17 protein-coding genes and 1 tRNA gene are annotated in these 15550 nt (G+C 42.5%); 9 read left to right on the top strand and 9 right to left on the bottom strand.

Annotated features, from left to right (window positions below; all coding sequences use genetic code 11):
- Positions 1 to 19: 19 nt before the first annotated feature.
- A complete protein-coding gene (locus T546_RS0119385) occupies positions 20 to 700 on the bottom strand; it encodes a DUF554 domain-containing protein (RefSeq protein WP_026893054.1) in 681 nt (226 codons plus the stop codon).
- 20 nt (positions 701 to 720) lie between these two features.
- Complete coding sequence (locus T546_RS0119380) at positions 721 to 1140, bottom strand: MarR family winged helix-turn-helix transcriptional regulator (protein WP_026893053.1); 420 nt, start codon at positions 1138 to 1140, stop codon at positions 721 to 723.
- A 197-nt stretch (positions 1141 to 1337) separates the two neighbouring features.
- On the opposite strand from T546_RS0119380, the gene T546_RS0119375 reads away from it, so the two are divergent.
- The 5 genes from T546_RS0119375 (at position 1338) to T546_RS0119355 (ending at position 6139) form a co-directional block, all read left to right on the top strand.
- Positions 1338 to 1994, top strand: a complete 657-nt coding sequence (locus T546_RS0119375) for a trimeric intracellular cation channel family protein (RefSeq protein ID WP_026893052.1) — start codon at positions 1338 to 1340, stop codon at positions 1992 to 1994.
- 19 nt (positions 1995 to 2013) lie between these two features.
- Positions 2014 to 2709: a TIGR01906 family membrane protein gene (locus T546_RS0119370; RefSeq protein ID WP_026893051.1), complete on the top strand. Its 696-nt coding sequence runs from the start codon at positions 2014 to 2016 to the stop codon at positions 2707 to 2709.
- Between the two features lie 86 nt (positions 2710 to 2795).
- Complete coding sequence (locus tag T546_RS0119365) at positions 2796 to 4328, top strand: D-alanyl-D-alanine carboxypeptidase family protein (protein ID WP_034600018.1); 1533 nt, start codon at positions 2796 to 2798, stop codon at positions 4326 to 4328.
- 16 nt (positions 4329 to 4344) lie between these two features.
- Positions 4345 to 5436, top strand: a complete 1092-nt coding sequence (locus T546_RS0119360; RefSeq protein ID WP_026893049.1) for a sensor histidine kinase — start codon at positions 4345 to 4347, stop codon at positions 5434 to 5436.
- Complete coding sequence (locus T546_RS0119355; RefSeq protein ID WP_024837863.1) at positions 5429 to 6139, top strand: response regulator; 711 nt, start codon at positions 5429 to 5431, stop codon at positions 6137 to 6139. The genes T546_RS0119360 and T546_RS0119355 overlap by 8 nt, the downstream gene beginning before the upstream one ends.
- Here T546_RS0119355 and T546_RS0119350 read toward each other — a convergent pair.
- The 4 genes from T546_RS0119350 to T546_RS0119335 all read right to left on the bottom strand — a co-directional run bounded on the left by T546_RS0119350 (position 6136) and on the right by T546_RS0119335 (position 9573).
- A complete protein-coding gene (locus T546_RS0119350; protein WP_026893048.1) occupies positions 6136 to 7128 on the bottom strand; it encodes a 3'-5' exonuclease in 993 nt (330 codons plus the stop codon). The two genes, T546_RS0119355 and T546_RS0119350, sit on opposite strands and share 4 nt — an antisense overlap.
- A gap of 11 nt (positions 7129 to 7139) precedes the next feature.
- Positions 7140 to 7352 carry a DUF3006 domain-containing protein gene (locus T546_RS0119345; RefSeq protein WP_026893047.1) on the bottom strand — a complete coding sequence of 71 codons (213 nt, stop codon included), beginning with the start codon at positions 7350 to 7352 and terminating at the stop codon, positions 7140 to 7142.
- Between the two features lie 26 nt (positions 7353 to 7378).
- Positions 7379 to 8473, bottom strand: a complete 1095-nt coding sequence (locus T546_RS0119340) for a ComEC/Rec2 family competence protein (RefSeq protein ID WP_456300580.1) — start codon at positions 8471 to 8473, stop codon at positions 7379 to 7381.
- A gap of 146 nt (positions 8474 to 8619) precedes the next feature.
- Complete coding sequence (locus tag T546_RS0119335) at positions 8620 to 9573, bottom strand: cell wall-binding protein (RefSeq protein WP_026893045.1); 954 nt, start codon at positions 9571 to 9573, stop codon at positions 8620 to 8622.
- A 372-nt stretch (positions 9574 to 9945) separates the two neighbouring features.
- On the opposite strand from T546_RS0119335, the gene T546_RS24795 reads away from it, so the two are divergent.
- Positions 9946 to 11175 carry a hypothetical protein gene (locus tag T546_RS24795; RefSeq protein ID WP_051629985.1) on the top strand — a complete coding sequence of 410 codons (1230 nt, stop codon included), beginning with the start codon at positions 9946 to 9948 and terminating at the stop codon, positions 11173 to 11175.
- Between the two features lie 53 nt (positions 11176 to 11228).
- Here T546_RS24795 and T546_RS0119320 read toward each other — a convergent pair whose 3' ends face one another.
- The gene (locus T546_RS0119320; RefSeq protein ID WP_026893044.1) at positions 11229 to 12047 is read right to left on the bottom strand and encodes an alpha/beta fold hydrolase; all 819 of its coding nucleotides are present in this window, start codon (positions 12045 to 12047) and stop codon (positions 11229 to 11231) included.
- Positions 12048 to 12476: 429 nt separating this feature from the next.
- Here T546_RS0119320 and T546_RS0119315 point away from each other — a divergent pair, with 429 nt between their 5' ends.
- From T546_RS0119315 to T546_RS0119305, 3 genes are all read left to right on the top strand, one after another.
- Positions 12477 to 13007, top strand: coding sequence for a DUF4367 domain-containing protein (locus tag T546_RS0119315; RefSeq protein ID WP_026893043.1), 531 nt, complete (start codon positions 12477 to 12479; stop codon positions 13005 to 13007).
- A 75-nt stretch (positions 13008 to 13082) separates the two neighbouring features.
- The gene (locus T546_RS0119310) at positions 13083 to 13715 is read left to right on the top strand and encodes an RNA polymerase sigma factor (RefSeq protein WP_084326538.1); all 633 of its coding nucleotides are present in this window, start codon (positions 13083 to 13085) and stop codon (positions 13713 to 13715) included.
- A gap of 28 nt (positions 13716 to 13743) precedes the next feature.
- Complete coding sequence (locus T546_RS0119305; RefSeq protein WP_156951375.1) at positions 13744 to 14331, top strand: hypothetical protein; 588 nt, start codon at positions 13744 to 13746, stop codon at positions 14329 to 14331.
- Between the two features lie 65 nt (positions 14332 to 14396).
- Here T546_RS0119305 and T546_RS0119300 read toward each other — a convergent pair.
- Positions 14397 to 14470, bottom strand: a tRNA-Arg gene (locus tag T546_RS0119300).
- A gap of 84 nt (positions 14471 to 14554) precedes the next feature.
- On the bottom strand, positions 14555 to 15442 hold the full coding sequence (locus T546_RS0119295; protein ID WP_026893040.1) for a DUF3881 family protein: 888 nt from the start codon (positions 15440 to 15442) through the stop codon (positions 14555 to 14557).
- Positions 15443 to 15550: the final 108 nt, after the last annotated feature.

The raw sequence follows: 15550 nt of genomic DNA, 5'->3' as shown, positions 1-15550 counted from the left end.
TCTTCATTTCCTTCTAAAGCTATAAAAGCAGGGAAAAGGGAAATACCAGGATAAGAGCTGGTAATATATTTAATACTCTGGTCTTTTTGATATTTGAAATTTTAAGCCCTACCGCCAGGGTAATAATGCCTCCGCATGCCTTAAAATTAGATATCATAAGGTCGCTGGTAAAAGGCAGAATATAGGTGGCCCCGAAAAACAATAGCATTCCTATTGCAAATTGGGGAATGGCAATAAATCCAACTAAAAAACCGGCTGTGGTGCCAAAAATAATGGCTGTAAAAAAGTCCATCACAGACTTGGCATACAGTATGGACTGATCTCCGGTCATGGCATAATTCATTGTCCCGAAAATCCCAGTGCCGCTAAAGCAAAACAAAATAATAAGACTGATTATGATCTCCATCTGCTCCTCGCTCATATCCATTGGAAGCTTTCCCTCCAGCTTTTTTAAGCCGGCAAGCAGATTTTCTTCCAGTCCAAGCAGCTCGCCCAGAACGGTTCCTACGATGATTGCCAGAACTACTGCGGCAAGACTTTGCAGTCTGATAATCAAATATACCCCCATGGAAATGGCCGAAAGGCCAAAAATATTAGGAAGAGCTTCTGAAAGCTTCTTTGGGAAATGGCTTTTTAAAAACGCCCCCAGTATCCCTCCTATAAATACAGTCATACAGTTAATAATTACTCCTTGCGGCATATTCTTATCTCCTTAATCAATCATCGTGTTGTCATCAAGTTGTCATGAATCTGTGAAAAAATCTGAAGGAATTCCTTTCTCTTCTCTTCGGAAAGCTCTTTAAAGGTCTCTTCCTCTATTCTAAGGAAGATTTCTTCCACCTGCTTTTGCAGCACACGGCCCTTTTCCGTCATAAATACATGAAAGGAACGGCGGTTGCCATTGAGCCGCTTTCTTATAATAAGGCCCTTGGTCTCCATACCATTTAAAACACTTGTCACAGTTGCTGCTTCCAGATAACAGGCAGCCGCAATCTCCTTTTGGGTTGAACCATCGCAATCCTTTAAGAAGTCTAAGACCTTCGGCTGCCCTGGGGTTAATTCTGTATCCTTTAGAGCATCCATCAGCTTTTTCTGATATATGGAATGACCTGCCATCAGCAGATAATGAAATGCAGCCATATGATCACCTCCATTTTTATAGTTAGATTTCTAATTGTTTCACTTCTAACTATTTTATTTCTTATCGATTAAAATGTCAAGCACGGAATAAAAGCCGTTGCAAAGGTATCTTTTTCATGAACGGGCATATTGACAAACATCCCTCAAAATCATATACTTTCCTTAATTTCTATAATGGAAGCAATTCGGAGGTATTCATGAAAGTAGAACTTTCCTTATTTTTCTTTGTGGAAGCGGTGGGCACCATTGCCTTTGCTTCTTCTGGTGCCATGGTTGCTATCAAGAAGCAGCTGGACTTATTAGGCGTCATTGTATTGGGAGTCACAACTGCCGTAGGCGGCGGTATGTTACGGGATATCATCATTGGAAATGTACCTCCTGCCCTATTTAAGGACCCTATTTATGTATTACTTGCCTTTTTTACGGTAATGATTCTATTTATTATTGTGAGGCTCAATCAAAGGATTCTGGACGGGCATTCCATTGAGAATTATGAAAAGGTCATGAATATCTTTGATGCGGTGGGACTGGGCGCCTTTACTGTGGTAGGGATTGACACTGCCATCCTTTCCGGCTATGGGGAATACCATTTTCTCATCATCTTTTTAGGGGTGATTACAGGAGTGGGAGGCGGTATTTTAAGGGATATCATGGCAGGCCAGACTCCTTATGTCCTTAGAAAGCACATCTACGCCAGTGCTTCCATTGCAGGAGCCATACTTTATGCGGTACTTCTTGGTCACATGAATGGCAATGCAGCCATGCTTTGTGGGGCCTGTACCGTCATATTAATCCGCCTGCTTGCCACAAAGTACTGCTGGAACTTACCAACGGCTACGAAAAAAAATGTATGATTAAGAAAGGAGAAGACTCATGAATCGGATGCTACAATATGCACTTGGAATTATTTTTTCCATCTGCCTCATGATCGTTCTTTTATTTACCTCAGTGGAAGCTGCGGTATACTGGATTCCCGGTTATTTTCAAAAGGAATATGCCAAATATAACGTAACAGAGGCAGTTTCTATGAATATGGAGGACCTTTTGGATGTGACGGACCAGATGATGGCTTATCTAAAGGGAAAACGGGACAACCTTCACGTTCCCACCACCATGGGAGGCGTGGAGCGGGAGTTTTTCAACGCCAGAGAAATTGCTCATATGGAGGATGTAAGAGGGCTTTTTCTGGGCGGAATCGCCATGCGCAGAGGCTGTATTATGATCATGGCCTTATGCCTGATTCTATTATTTCTATTGAAAACAAAATTTAAAAACACCTTTCCAAGGGCCGTACTTTGGGGAAGCGGTCTCTTCCTTCTGGGCTCCGCTGCTACGGCTTTAATTATCTCTACGGACTTTAACCGGTATTTTATCCTGTTCCATAAGATGTTCTTTCACAATGATTTGTGGATGCTGGACCCTTCCACGGACATGCTGATTAATATCGTTCCGGAAGGCTTTTTCAGCGATACCGTTTTTCTGATTGGTTTCATCTTCTTCATTTCTGTCCTCTTTGTTATCGGATTTTGTCTATTTTTGATACACAAATACGGGAAAAATGCCGATTAATCTTTACTTGTTACCTTAAATAACCTATACTGTATGGTGGAGAATTGTTTGACACTGAATCTGAATTAATGGAGAGATTATCCAATATGACTCAAATTACAAAAAGGTTATCCGTATGTTTCCTCTGTCTGCTCCTGTTTGTCTTCTCGTTTCATGGGACCGTTTTGGCGGCGGCTGAGTGGCCGTCCAACGTTTCTGTAAATGCTCAGGGAGCCATTCTCATGGACGCAGACACCGGGACCGTTCTTTGGGGACAAAACATACACAACCAATATTACCCGGCCAGTATTACCAAGGTCATGACTGCTCTTTTGGTCATCGAAAACTGTAATATGGACGATATGGTCACCTTTTCCCATAATGCAGTCTTTAATGTAGAATCGGGAAGCAGCAATGCTGGAATCAACGAAGGGGACAAGCTGTCTGTTAAGGATTGTCTATACGCTCTTTTGTTAAAGTCAGCCAATGAAGCTGCCAATGCGCTGGCTGAGCACGTGGCAGGAAGCACGGAAGCATTTGCAGATATGATGAATGCAAGGGCAAAGGAGCTTGGATGCACCAATACCCATTTTGCCAATCCAAGCGGTCTAAACAACCCGGAGCACTACACTTCACCCTACGATATGGCCCTCATTGCCAGGGCAGCCTTTAACAATCCGGTATTTGAAGAGATTGACTCTACCACCTATTATAAGCTTCCCCCCAATTCCATCAACAAGGAGGGGCTTACCATCTACCCGGGACATAGAATGATGAGAAAGTCAAATCCTTATTATTATCCTGGCATCGTAGGCGGAAAAACAGGTTATACCACCTTAGCAGGCAACACACTGATTACCTGCGCAGAAAAAAACGGTATGAAGCTCATTACAGTCATTTTAAAAGGCTCCACTCCGGTTTACTGGTCTGATACCAAGAATATGCTGGATTTTGGTTTTGAGAATTTCGTATCCCTAAAGGCTGCGGACTATGAAAAGACCTACAGCTCCATCACAAACGACTTAAGCTTCAGCGGATTGTCCATGAAACGGCCGGAGGCCCTCATTCTGGATCCAGGCAGCCGTATCATTCTTCCAAAGACAGCCAGCTTCACCGATGCCAAACCGGAATTAAGCTATGACATTTCAGCAGGTGATCCAGAAGGTGCGATAGCGAAGATCATATACCGCTACAGTGACCGGGTGGTTGGAAGTACATTTTTAGAGATCAACAAGGAACTGTTTAAAGCCTCTGAAACGAAGCCTGCCGTTCCTGAAAAAACGGCAAAACAGGAAAAGGAAACAGAATCTGCTACCGTTTCTGAATCCAGCAAAACCAGTGCAGGCGTTTCTGATGAATACAAGGAAAAAGCTCTAAAGCCCTTCCAGATTCCTCTTGCTGCATGGCTGATTTTAGGAGGCGTTGGGGTGATTGCCCTCATGGGAGGCATCATATCTTTTATCCTTTATAAGAGGCGCAAGGACGATGAGTTTTCTCTCCTTCGAAAGGAAGAGCGTATGAAACGCCTTAAGGAATCCGGGATCTCAGCCGATGAATTTAACAGTATCCTGGAGCAGAGAAGAAGTTCCTATACTTCAAAACGCAAGGGCCGGCGGGGCGGCCGATTCAAATTCCGTTAGTTTGATCGGAGGGGACATGAGACAGTTAAAAAGACCTGCGAAATTAGAATTGGTACGGAATATTATGATAACAGTGGTCTTTCTTTTAACAGCCACTGTTATCTCCTACCTGATTATGTTTTTCGGCGGGTTTACCAATAACATAGGCATGGTTTACATCATGGCAGTGGTTTTAATCTCCCGCTTCTCCAATGGATATATCCCTGGGTTGGCGGCATCTTTTATCAGTATCATTTGTGTGAATTACTTATTTACATACCCATATATGGAATTTAAGTTTTCCGGGATCGGTTATTCCATTACCTTTATTACACTGCTGGTGATTTCAACGATAACAAGCGCCACCACCACCCATTTAAAGCAGCAGAGCCAGATATTAAGCGAAAGAGACAAGCTGCTTATGGAAGCGGAAAAGGAAACCATGCGTGCCAATCTTCTAAGAGCCATTTCCCATGATTTAAGGACTCCGCTCACAGGAATCATTGGTGCCAGCAATGCTTATCTGGATAATAAGAGCAGTATGCCAGAAGAAGAGAAATCAAACCTGGTCTCCAATATTAAAGAAGATGCCAACTGGCTTCTTAACATGGTGGAGAATCTTTTAAGTGTTACCAGAATCCGGGATACGGGTGCCCATGTGACAAAGCATCTGGAGCCATTGGAAGAAGTTGTTTCGGAAGCGCTCCAGCGGTTTCGAAAAAGGCTTCCAGGTGCAACGGTCCATGCGAGCATACCAGATGAGCTTGTCATGGTTCCCATGGATGCCACCTTGATTGAACAGGTCATTATAAATCTTTTGGAAAATGCAGTTTATCATTCCAATTCTACAGAGACCATAAGCCTTATCGTCTCCGTCAAGGATGGGTACGCGTCCTTTGAAGTAAGCGACCAGGGAGTGGGACTTTCTGCTGATCGGATATCCACTTTATTTGATGGTTATACTTCTTTGCCAAACAACAGCTATGATTCCCACAAGGGGATGGGAATCGGTTTGTCTATCTGCAAAACCATTGTAGCGGCTCATAATGGAACCATCATTGCTTCCAATAAAGAGCACGGGGCTGTATTTACGTTTACATTACCACTAGGGGAGGATTTTTATGAGTAAGTTTACAATCGTCATGATCGAAGATGAAAAGAACATATGCAACTTTATAGAAAGTGCGCTGGAACGGCAGGATTATAAAGTCAGTACTGCTTATAACGGAAGAGATGGACTGGCACTGATCAATTCTCTCTGTCCGGATGTAATCCTTTTGGATCTTGGACTTCCGGATCTGGATGGCATTGATATTATAAAAAGTGTACGAAGCTGGACTACCATTCCAATCATCGTAATATCTGCAAGGACACAGGAGCAGGAAAAGGTAGCAGCTCTTGATTTCGGCGCTGACGATTACATTACTAAGCCCTTTGGTACCAGTGAGCTCTTAGCCAGAATCCGCACCGCACTGCGCCACGGAAAGCCTACGGTAAAGGCAATCGACGGCTGTGTGGTACAGACCCCTTACCGATGTGAGGGCCTGTATATTGACTTCGCAAAACGCCTTGTTACGCTAAATGATCACAAGATTCATTTGACCCAGATCGAATACAAGCTGGTGTCTCTCCTTGCGGAAAACTCCGGAAAGGTTCTGACCTATGACTATATCATCAGCCATATCTGGGGACCGTATGCGGATAATAACAATCAGATCCTCAGGGTGAATATGGCTCATATCCGCCGTAAGATCGAAGCCAATCCGGCAGAACCCAAATATATCTTCACAGAAATAGGAGTTGGCTACCGGATGAAGGAAAGTGAAATCTAAGAGAGGGGCAGTGCCCCCTTCTTTTTATTCTGCTTTCGCACCTTGGTTTTCTCCACCCGTTTTTTTCTTGCTTCTTCTTTTTTTTCGTAAATCTCGCCAATCTCGTCTTCCCTGACCAGCTTCATGGTTTTTACCACATAGACCTGACCATCATCGCTCCGTCTCATACGGATCTTTCCCTTTACATTTCCATGTACCGGGCAGCATCCTAAAGCCGTATAGAATTTCTGGTTAACGGAAAACCACCGGATCTTTTTTCGAAGCATCCGGTTGCATTTACAGCAGAGCAAATCCGTAACTGTTTTATCTGCAATGGCATCAAGCTTTGTGGGAAATGGCCTTGAGATGTATTTGGAATAATCCGGAAATACGAGATATACCTCTTCTTCCGGACAATCAGGAAGCCGGTAATAGTCCGTAGACCAGTATTCTTTTACCTTTTCAAAATCCATACTCTGCATGATGCGTCCCGTATAATGGGCATCATCAAGCGCCCGGTGAAAAGGCCTCTCTTCCATCATTCCCGATTCAAAAACCGCTATATCAAGAGACTGGCGGTCCTTTCCGTCCCCATGGAGCAGGCTGTATAGCTTTTGTACATCATAGTAAAGCAGAGGCTTTTCAAATGGATTGGTAAGTCCGTAATAGGTGAGATTTCTTTGCAGCTCTGTTAAATCCATGGAACCCCAGGTGCAAAAAACAGCCCCTTCGCCCCACCATGCTGCAAATTCTTCAAACGCCGTTACAAAGTCCATACCCTCTTCCATCAAAAGCTTCTCATCCATATGAGTCACCTCTAAAATCTTCTCGTGAAGCTCCTTATAGACCTTAGGCTTTATCAGTCTTCTGAATTCCCCTACTTCTTCCAGAGATTCGTTCAGCTTTACTGCCCCGATTTCTATGATTTCAAAGGGAAAATTCTCTATGGTATCTTCCTTCCCCCCGGCACTCTGGTTCCATTCCAGATCCAGCACAATATAATTCTTCATATTTTAGTCCTTTATTCAATCAGTCTGTTTAGCTTCTCCTTCATGGCCTGTCTGCGGTCACTGCTTTCCGTTTCATCCTTATACCAGACTCCGTCCTGCTTCTTAAGAATGTCGCCTTCTTTTACCCCACTGGGAAGCTCCGATGATATCAGCTTCACCAGATCCCCGTTCTCGTCCTCACAGACTGCCATATTGCCGCTAATACGGTCTATGGTATATTTCATAGCCATTCCCCTTTCTGCCCCCACAACTAAGGCTTACAGCTTTTACAGGGCTCATAGCCCATTTGGATCAGTTCATCCCTTGTTCCTTCCATTGTCTTTTTGTTTTCTGCTTTTATGGAAGCTGCCAGACTGCAGTCTGGGAGATGAAATTTCTTTGTATTGGTATTTATCACGTACTCCCCTGTCTGGGAAGCGTTTTTTTCATTCTCTGTATGGGAAACGTTCTCATTCTTTATATTCTGCCCCGGAAACGTAATCTTTGATCCATCACTGACCGCAACTATGGTTCCTGACTGATCCGTTCTGAAAGCTTTAATATTTCGTTTTTTTAAGGCTTCCAGGGTTTCTTTATGAGGATGACCGTAATCATTGTTTTTTCCGCAGGAAATTACTGCATATTCCGGGTTCACCCGGTCCAGAAACGGACCTGATGAAGAAGTGGAGCTGCCATGGTGGGAAAGCTTTAGCACATCCGCTTTCAGAGAAAGACCATTAGCCATCATATCTTCCTCCGCACCTTTTTCTGCATCGCCGCAAAGAACAAAGCTGTTTGAGCCGTAATCAAGACGGATTCCCACAGACCAGTTATTTAAATCATCTCCATAATCCCTGTCAGGCCCAAGTATCTGAAAAGAAGCTCCTCCTAATTCATAAACCGCTCCTGGTTTTGGGAGAGTGATTTTTAGTTTTTTCTCTTCAATGGTATTGAGTAAATGTTCGTACAGTTTGGTGGTATGAGCTTTTTCCGGCATAATTATCTTTTCAACTGGAAAGGCGCGGATCACCGTCTCTAACCCACCGATATGATCGGAGTGAGGGTGCGTTCCAATGACGTAATCCAGCTTTTCTACTCCCTGATCCTTTAAGTAGGAAACTACCGTCTGTCCCTGGTCCCGCTCTCCTGCATCAATCAGCATATAGTGACCGTCTTTCTCAATGAGAGCGCTATCACCCTGGCCTACATCAATAAAATGTACCTTTAAATCTGAGCCGCTTTGCTGCCCCTTTGTAACGCTTTTGTCCGGTCCGGTAGAAACCTCTATTCCGGCACAGCCAGTCATCATTAAGCTGATCATTATGATTACAGCCAGAAGCACACGTTTGTAAAATTTTCCTGCCATCTTTTCTGTCATTCCCATCTGCTCCTTCGTGCTATTATATGATAGAATCATTCATCCTACAAGTATTTTTCAGAGGAACACCAGTTCCTTATCAGTCAAAAAGACGGACTGCAATTTATGCAGCCCCTTCTTGTTTCAATCAAATCTTAAGAAATTCTCGCCCCGTCAGATCCCACTTTAGCGCCGTCAGGCGTGGTTGTACTGGTTACCATGGCTCCACTTTTAGGATCACAGTAATACTGCTTTCCTTTCCAGGATATCCAACCGGTAGCCATGTATCCTTTTTCGTTGAAATAGTACCACGCTCCATTGATCCGTTCCCACTGATTCACCGGATAACCGCCGGTATCATAGGTGAACCACCAGCCATTCTGATTCTGACTCCAGTCACCATGGGCACCCGAAGCATTATAGTTTTTCTCCGCAGTCGCTGAATCAATATATTTAGAGGAGGACTCCACCCATTCTCCCTTTTGCTCTGGACTAATATCACTTACCGGACGTACCTGATACGTATAAGTGCCCGGTTTTCCCATGGCATAGGTGAAATCAACGCTGTTCCCTTTTATGTTGACGGTATCACTGACGCTTTTCCCATCCCGGTAGAGATTTACTTCATAGCTCTCTGTTCCCCCTGTCTTTGACCAGGAGGCAAGATTGCCGTTCCCCCACTCTGCGCTTGTAATGGTCTGGGAATACTCCCCCACCTTTGGAAGGTCAATGGTTACCGTAAGAGTACGGCTTAAATCTTCCCTCCTCTGCTTTACATAGGTACCGCCGGTTACAAGAATGCCTTTTTCATCTGTGGCAAAATAATAGCCTTCGTCTGCATAAAGCTTGACCTCCATCTTGGGTACGTCTCCCTCGTACCACTGAAATCCATCATTGATGAACTCTAAGTCTCCAACGCCTACCCGGCTATTGTTCACGGTGACCTCCGCCTCCTGTTTAGAAATGGAGTCCCCGGGCTTAATCTGGGCTGTTACCGTCATTTTTACTTCCATAATTTTCTTTCTGGAAGCTGCCATAGCAGGCATAGAACATAGGCCTGACGCCAAAACTGCAGCAAGAACTGCTGATAACAACTTTTTACCGTTCATAAATATCCTCTTCTTTCTTAACTCGTAATCATACTGCTTCTATTATAGCTCATTTTGGAAAATTTGGAAACTTTAAGGCTAAATTTATGCATAAGCTTAAGATGTTTTCATTTTTTCTCTAGGAATCCGTTACTTAATATGCTATCATTATGTAATAAAAGGGTATAAATGTTACCAAATGGTCTCTTGAAGTCTCCCAGCTCTTTATACTAGTTTTTCAACCTATTTTCGTAAGACAAGGAGTTTTTTTAGTTATGCACTGTTATACCACATTTGAAGAAGCTTATCCACAATGCAGCAAAGAGCATTCCACATTCGGATTTACCTCAAAATCTGTTTTGAAGCCAACACTAGGAGGAGGTGCCGAATATCATGAATGCTGAAATCACGTTTTTCAAGGGGTCTAATATAGCTGAAACAGGACTGGAAGAAGATGAAAAGCAGTTTCTGGAGTTTTTAGTCGGCTTAATCTACAAGACAAAGGAAGAATGTCCCAAAGCTTTATTTATACTTCCAGACAGTCAGGCTCTTTTAAAGCCTTACTACTGGAACGGCATGGGGCGCATCAGCAATCTGGAAGCCATAGAGGCGGTGGGCACCTGCTGGGATCTTACCTGTTCTATTACCAAAAGCTTAAAAGCCTTTGATGCCTCCGGAGGGCACAGAGAAAAGCTCAGGCTCTGCGCCATGTTCTATCCGGAAAAGATAACCCTGACAAAATTTCTGCAGCAATGCCAGAGACTGATAAAAGAAAATATTTCATTCTCTGTAGGCACACCTGGTGACCCTGAAAGCCTGGAAGCGATCCGCCAGCTTCGAAGCCGCCTGTCCATGGAAATCCATGTATTCATTGAATCCTTAGAGGAATTTGGAATCACCTATTCCCAGGAGGAAGAACTCTCCTTTCGCTCCATTGATCCCTATTTTAAAGTGGAAGGCTCAAAAAATTTTGAGCAGCGCTTTCAGGAACAAGGTATGGAGACGAATGAGGAACCATGTGAGATTTTTGGAAAATTTCCTTTGTTTCGGATTCCGAAACGGATTCGAGCCTTTTTTATACCAGGGGATGAGATTCCAGTTTCCCAGTTCGAAGAGGAAGATTCCAGCTATCTTTTAAAGCTTAAGGAGCTTAAGGAGTCAGCGCCTCTTTATCTCATTACCTCTCAGCCTTATAAGGAAGCAGCCAGGAATTTTAACTTTCTTTTCCCCCTGCTTTCCGGTGGTATTTTTGCCGGTGGTTCACACGTTCTATCCATCAAGAAAGGCCGCCTTCCACGGAGGGAGCAATATGTTTTTATGGACCCTGATCTCTTAACCCTTTTAAAGGACAAACAGGCGGAATACGGCTGCCAGATAAGAATTCTGGAGCACGAGGACATGATTTACCGTCTTACCATGGAAAAGCCTTTCAGCCGCGTCTGGAGAGACGCAGAGCAGGAAGCTTTTGCTGCAGAGATACCAAAAGAAAGCTTCCGTTGCTATGTAGAACAGAACTGTTTTCATATCGTCTCTGCAAATGCCGATACGGAGCGAGGCATAGCACTCATTCGCCAATGGTTTACCATAAGCTCAGAAGATTATGATATTTTATCACATCTATAACACGTAAAAAAGCAAAGGAGCACCCCCACTGCCCCTTTGCTTTTTCTATATTCTTAACATTTTCCTTTTGCGAAATCTGCAAGAACCTTATTGAATTCATCCTTCTGATCATAAAAAGATGCATGACCACTGAACTCAAAAGGCAGTAAAGTGGAACTTTTAATACACTGATTTTGAATCTCACCTAATTCAAAGGGAACCACCTTATCATGAATTCCATGAATGATTAAGGTAGGAACCGTGATTTCATTTAAATCCTGAAACAGAACTTCCTCAATCCAGGTCTTTTCAATGGCTGCCGTAGCCCATCCCGCGGCCTGTAGGCCAAGCTGAAAGAACCACTGAGAAAATGGATAGGTAACCAGCTTGAAAAAGAAAAGGTTACCAAAGCTGTTGAGCATGTTAGGACGATCCTCATAAGTTTCCTGAATCATATTTAAGATCGTTTCCTTATCCGCTCCATAAGGAAAATCAGGACGTTTGATCAGGCTGGGAGCCGCTGCTGCTGCCAAAACCAGCCTGGAAACACCGTACTGGTTATGTCTTGCCATATAGCGTATGGCTATGGCACCTCCTGTGGAGTGTCCCAATAATGTAATATCCTTAAGTCCCAGAGCATCAATGACACATTTCACGTCATCTGCCAGACGGTTGTAATCGTATCCGCAAAACGGTTTATCCGAATCTCCGAACCCTCTGGTATCTATTCCTATACACCGAAATCCCATGCTTGGCAACACATTAAACTGATACTCGAACAGTTTATGACTTCCCGGCCAGCCATGAAGGAACAAGATAGTATCCTTGCAGTCCGGGTTTAAATCTTCTACGTAAATATTCACATTGTCTTGTACCGTAACATAATATCCCATAATATCAATTCTCTATATCTTTTGGTTTATTCTATTCCTTCTTTTCTTCCATGGTTCGTTTATTTGAAATAAAAAAAGTTATCTCAAACGGGACGATCCTTATAATTGTATAAATTTATGTATAAGATATGGAAGTTCCACAGTATTCACAAGCTACCCTCTGAAGAAACAAAATAATCTTCTATCCGGTTTTTCATTGCATGTATTTTCTGAAATGTAATAAAAGAATGATGATACATAAAAAATATACTTAAGAAGAAAAAGTACATACTAATAATGGAATCAATTATAATGGATATAAAGCTTTAAATGAATTATTTTAAAGATTTTATATTTTTTTGCAACATAATATATGTCTCATTTGTATCCCATACAGAACCAACTGTTTCTACAAGTTTTAAATGCCTCTACAGAGAAAGGAATGTTATTATGAAAAAAATTATGATTATCTTTTTAAGTACAGCTATCGTCCTGTCTTTCACTGCCTGCAAAAAGGCTCCTAATGCCCAAGAATCTACCACCCAAGAAAATGACAAGGCTGTTATCAGTGAAAATATTGGTATGCCAAGCCCTTTAATTGACTGTAATACCATGGAAGAAGCTGAAAAGCTGGCAGGGTTTACCATGAGTTTGCCCAAGAATCTGCCTGAAGGCTATTCCATAAAACTAATTCAGGCCATTAAGGATAAGTTGATTCAGGTCTTTTATGAAAATGGGGATGATGAATTATTAATTCGAAAAGCAGTAGGAAAGGAAGATATCAGCGGGGATTATAACAACTACCCGGAAAATCAGAGCATCACTATTAACGGCGTTACGGTTGAAACAAAAGGAAGCAACGGAAAAGTAAATGTAGCCACATGGACTGATGGGGATTATTCTTACTCCATCTCCTTCCAACCAGAGACAACCGGTGTTGATACTGACGTAATCAAGGATATGGTGGAAAACATTCACTGATCCCTGTAAGAAAAAGGAACATGGCGGCACGGCAGGGATTCTCTGCCGTGCATTGCAATGCAAGGAGGGAGCCGAATGGCTGCAGCACATAGAATACAAAACAAATTTTTGATTGGTACTTATGGTACAAAAAACATAATCTGCAAACTGCTTTGCTTCCTGATATCTACCTTTGAGGCAGAGACAGGAAAAAGACTCCGTCCCACTCAGAGCACAGCTTCCCCTTCGCAGATTAATCATCAGGCGGAGCGATTGTTAACATGTTACGGTAACAGTGTTTTACGACTGGCTTATTCTTATCTTCACAATATGGACGATGCGGAAGATATTCTGCAGGACACCCTAATTCAATTTCTAAAAACTCAGCCTGAATTTGAAACGGCTGAACATGAGAAAGCATGGATGTTCAGAGTTGCAATCAACAAGAGTAAAAATAAGCTAACCTATTTCAATACACGCAAAACCGATGAGCTTAGAGATGAATTACTGACAAACGAAACCGATGATTTGTCATTTGTATGGGATGCAGTGAAACAGATGCCATTAAAATACAGCGAAGTCATCCATCTTTTTTATTATGAGGGCTACTCAACCGCGGAAATTGCGGCAATGTTATCAAAGAAGGAAGCAACCGTTCGTTCCTTGCTCTTAAGAGCAAGAAGCAAACTGAAAGATACATTAAGGGAGGTATATGACTTTGAAGAATAAATATGATCAGATTATGGAACATATTCAGATGACAGAAGAAATGAAGTTTCGAATCATGGATAATATCAACCATTGGAATGATAATAAAAAGCCATCAAAATTAATATTTTTTCCAGTATATAAAAAGTACCTTTCAGTAGCCGCCTGCTTGATTATTCTGGTTGCAGGTTCCCTTATTGCTCACAATAAAATAAATGACTTAGTAGAACCACCGTTACAGGTATCCCCTGATATCAGAGAATTTAACACCATTGACAAACTATCAAAAGTAATGGGATTTTCTATTAAAGAAATAAAAACTTTGCCATTTGAAGCTGAGGAAGTTCAGTATACCTCATACGGAAATGATTTGGCACAGATTGAGTACATGGGATTAGACAACTCTCTTACCTATAGAATATCAAAGGGCAGTGAAGATAATAGCGGGGATTATAACGATTATTCCGTTGGAAAGAAAGTAAAGATAAGCGGTGAAGAGATTACCTTAAAGGGAAATGAAACTCAATGCTTCCTGGCAACCTGGCAGTCAGCTGGTTACTTCTATTCTGTTCAATTAACAAACGGAGTCTCCTGGCAGGAAATGCTCTCTACAATTGAGAGTATAATCCTTCCTTAAGGCCCTTTAGGTCTCCTAGTAAAAGAAAAGCCGAAACCCTTAAACCAGGTTCCGGCTTTTCATTACGTTCCCGAGGTGATTTGAACACCCGGCCTACCGCTTAGGAGGCGGTCGCTCTATCCAGCTGAGCTACGGAAACATCCCTGTATCACAGCAGATGCTGCCACACAGTGCACTAATTATTATATTAACATTTGTCCTTTTCGTCAAGACATAACTTCTATTATTCTACTTTCTCCTTAAAATTCACCACACCCTGCATCCAGATCTGTCCTTTGAACCGGCGTCCGATCTCAGGGGTTCCTACCAGATCCTTTTTGGCAATGCCAACGTGGAAAATCAAGTCGCTGCACTCTAAGGTAAAGTCATAGACCTCTTCTTCTGTAATCTTATTTTTCTTTTCCTCAATCTTTATGATCTCGCCGATAATGGAGTACTGATCGCATTCCACACCGCAAGGCATAAAGCAGGAATCAATGATGGAATAAAGGTCTTCCTTCATGGCCCTTCTGGAAGCCTGGGAATATAAATCAATATCTTCTATGGTCAGGGTTTCCATGGCATCCTCATCCCCATTTTTCGCAGCCTCTAAAAGAGTGTTCCGGTCTTTGGCCGCAACTCTTGCTTTTTCTCTCTGAATCTCCGTTTTTTGAATGGGAAGAAGGATCTTTCCGCTGACGGACAGACCAGAAAGACATGTGTCTTTCGTATCCATGGAGTGATGATCTATCATCCGCTCTCTGCATTCAAGGGTATTGTCTATATAAAAAATCAGGGATATACCAACTTTATATTCATCCAAAAGACCGGCATAAGTCTCCCGCTCCGTATGACGCTGTATGGAACAGGGCACGTATGATGTCATGTCACTGGTTTTTAAATAAGGATAATAGTAGCTTCTGCAAAAATGGCCTTCCCGGTCCATCTCTCCGAAAATGGCAATCCCCATTCCTGGTGCCACTTCCTTGCGAAGCTCACATAAATTGGATTCTTCGTCAATCTGAATCCGTTTTAAATCGGATAAGTCTTCACAGAGCTGATCCAGTAGTTTCTCTATGTCCCGGTCCTTCTCATAAAGGCTAAAACCAATGGTTCTTAGGAATTTGTGCATAGAATCATCACCTGCTTTCTGTTTTACTAAGATAATTTTCAGGAAAACAATAAGGCGAAGAACACTCCGCCTCAAGTCTTATCGCTTATTATATACCAAAACCATTCA

Origin of the sequence: [Clostridium] aerotolerans DSM 5434 (assembly GCF_000687555.1) — a bacterium.
GTDB classification, from domain to species: Bacteria; Bacillota; Clostridia; order Lachnospirales; family Lachnospiraceae; genus Lacrimispora; species Lacrimispora aerotolerans.
Note: the sequence above shows the minus strand (reverse complement) of the source record. Positions and strands in the feature narration are given on the sequence as shown.

Coding starts and splice junctions, on each gene's coding strand:
- T546_RS0119355 (WP_024837863.1), top strand. CDS start 5,429: ATGAGTAAGTTTACAATCGTCATGATCGAAGATGAAAAGAACATATGC.
- T546_RS0119345 (WP_026893047.1), bottom strand. CDS start 7,352: ATGAAATATACCATAGACCGTATTAGCGGCAATATGGCAGTCTGTGAG.
- T546_RS0119295 (WP_026893040.1), bottom strand. CDS start 15,442: ATGCACAAATTCCTAAGAACCATTGGTTTTAGCCTTTATGAGAAGGAC.
- T546_RS0119350 (WP_026893048.1), bottom strand. CDS start 7,128: ATGAAGAATTATATTGTGCTGGATCTGGAATGGAACCAGAGTGCCGGG.
- T546_RS0119360 (WP_026893049.1), top strand. CDS start 4,345: ATGAGACAGTTAAAAAGACCTGCGAAATTAGAATTGGTACGGAATATT.
- T546_RS0119375 (WP_026893052.1), top strand. CDS start 1,338: ATGAAAGTAGAACTTTCCTTATTTTTCTTTGTGGAAGCGGTGGGCACC.
- T546_RS0119385 (WP_026893054.1), bottom strand. CDS start 700: ATGCCGCAAGGAGTAATTATTAACTGTATGACTGTATTTATAGGAGGG.
- T546_RS0119370 (WP_026893051.1), top strand. CDS start 2,014: ATGAATCGGATGCTACAATATGCACTTGGAATTATTTTTTCCATCTGC.
- T546_RS0119315 (WP_026893043.1), top strand. CDS start 12,477: ATGAAAAAAATTATGATTATCTTTTTAAGTACAGCTATCGTCCTGTCT.
- T546_RS0119365 (WP_034600018.1), top strand. CDS start 2,796: ATGACTCAAATTACAAAAAGGTTATCCGTATGTTTCCTCTGTCTGCTC.
- T546_RS0119340 (WP_456300580.1), bottom strand. CDS start 8,473: ATGGCAGGAAAATTTTACAAACGTGTGCTTCTGGCTGTAATCATAATG.
- T546_RS0119305 (WP_156951375.1), top strand. CDS start 13,744: ATGACAGAAGAAATGAAGTTTCGAATCATGGATAATATCAACCATTGG.
- T546_RS0119320 (WP_026893044.1), bottom strand. CDS start 12,047: ATGGGATATTATGTTACGGTACAAGACAATGTGAATATTTACGTAGAA.
- T546_RS24795 (WP_051629985.1), top strand. CDS start 9,946: ATGAATGCTGAAATCACGTTTTTCAAGGGGTCTAATATAGCTGAAACA.
- T546_RS0119380 (WP_026893053.1), bottom strand. CDS start 1,140: ATGGCTGCATTTCATTATCTGCTGATGGCAGGTCATTCCATATATCAG.
- T546_RS0119310 (WP_084326538.1), top strand. CDS start 13,083: ATGGCTGCAGCACATAGAATACAAAACAAATTTTTGATTGGTACTTAT.
- T546_RS0119335 (WP_026893045.1), bottom strand. CDS start 9,573: ATGAACGGTAAAAAGTTGTTATCAGCAGTTCTTGCTGCAGTTTTGGCG.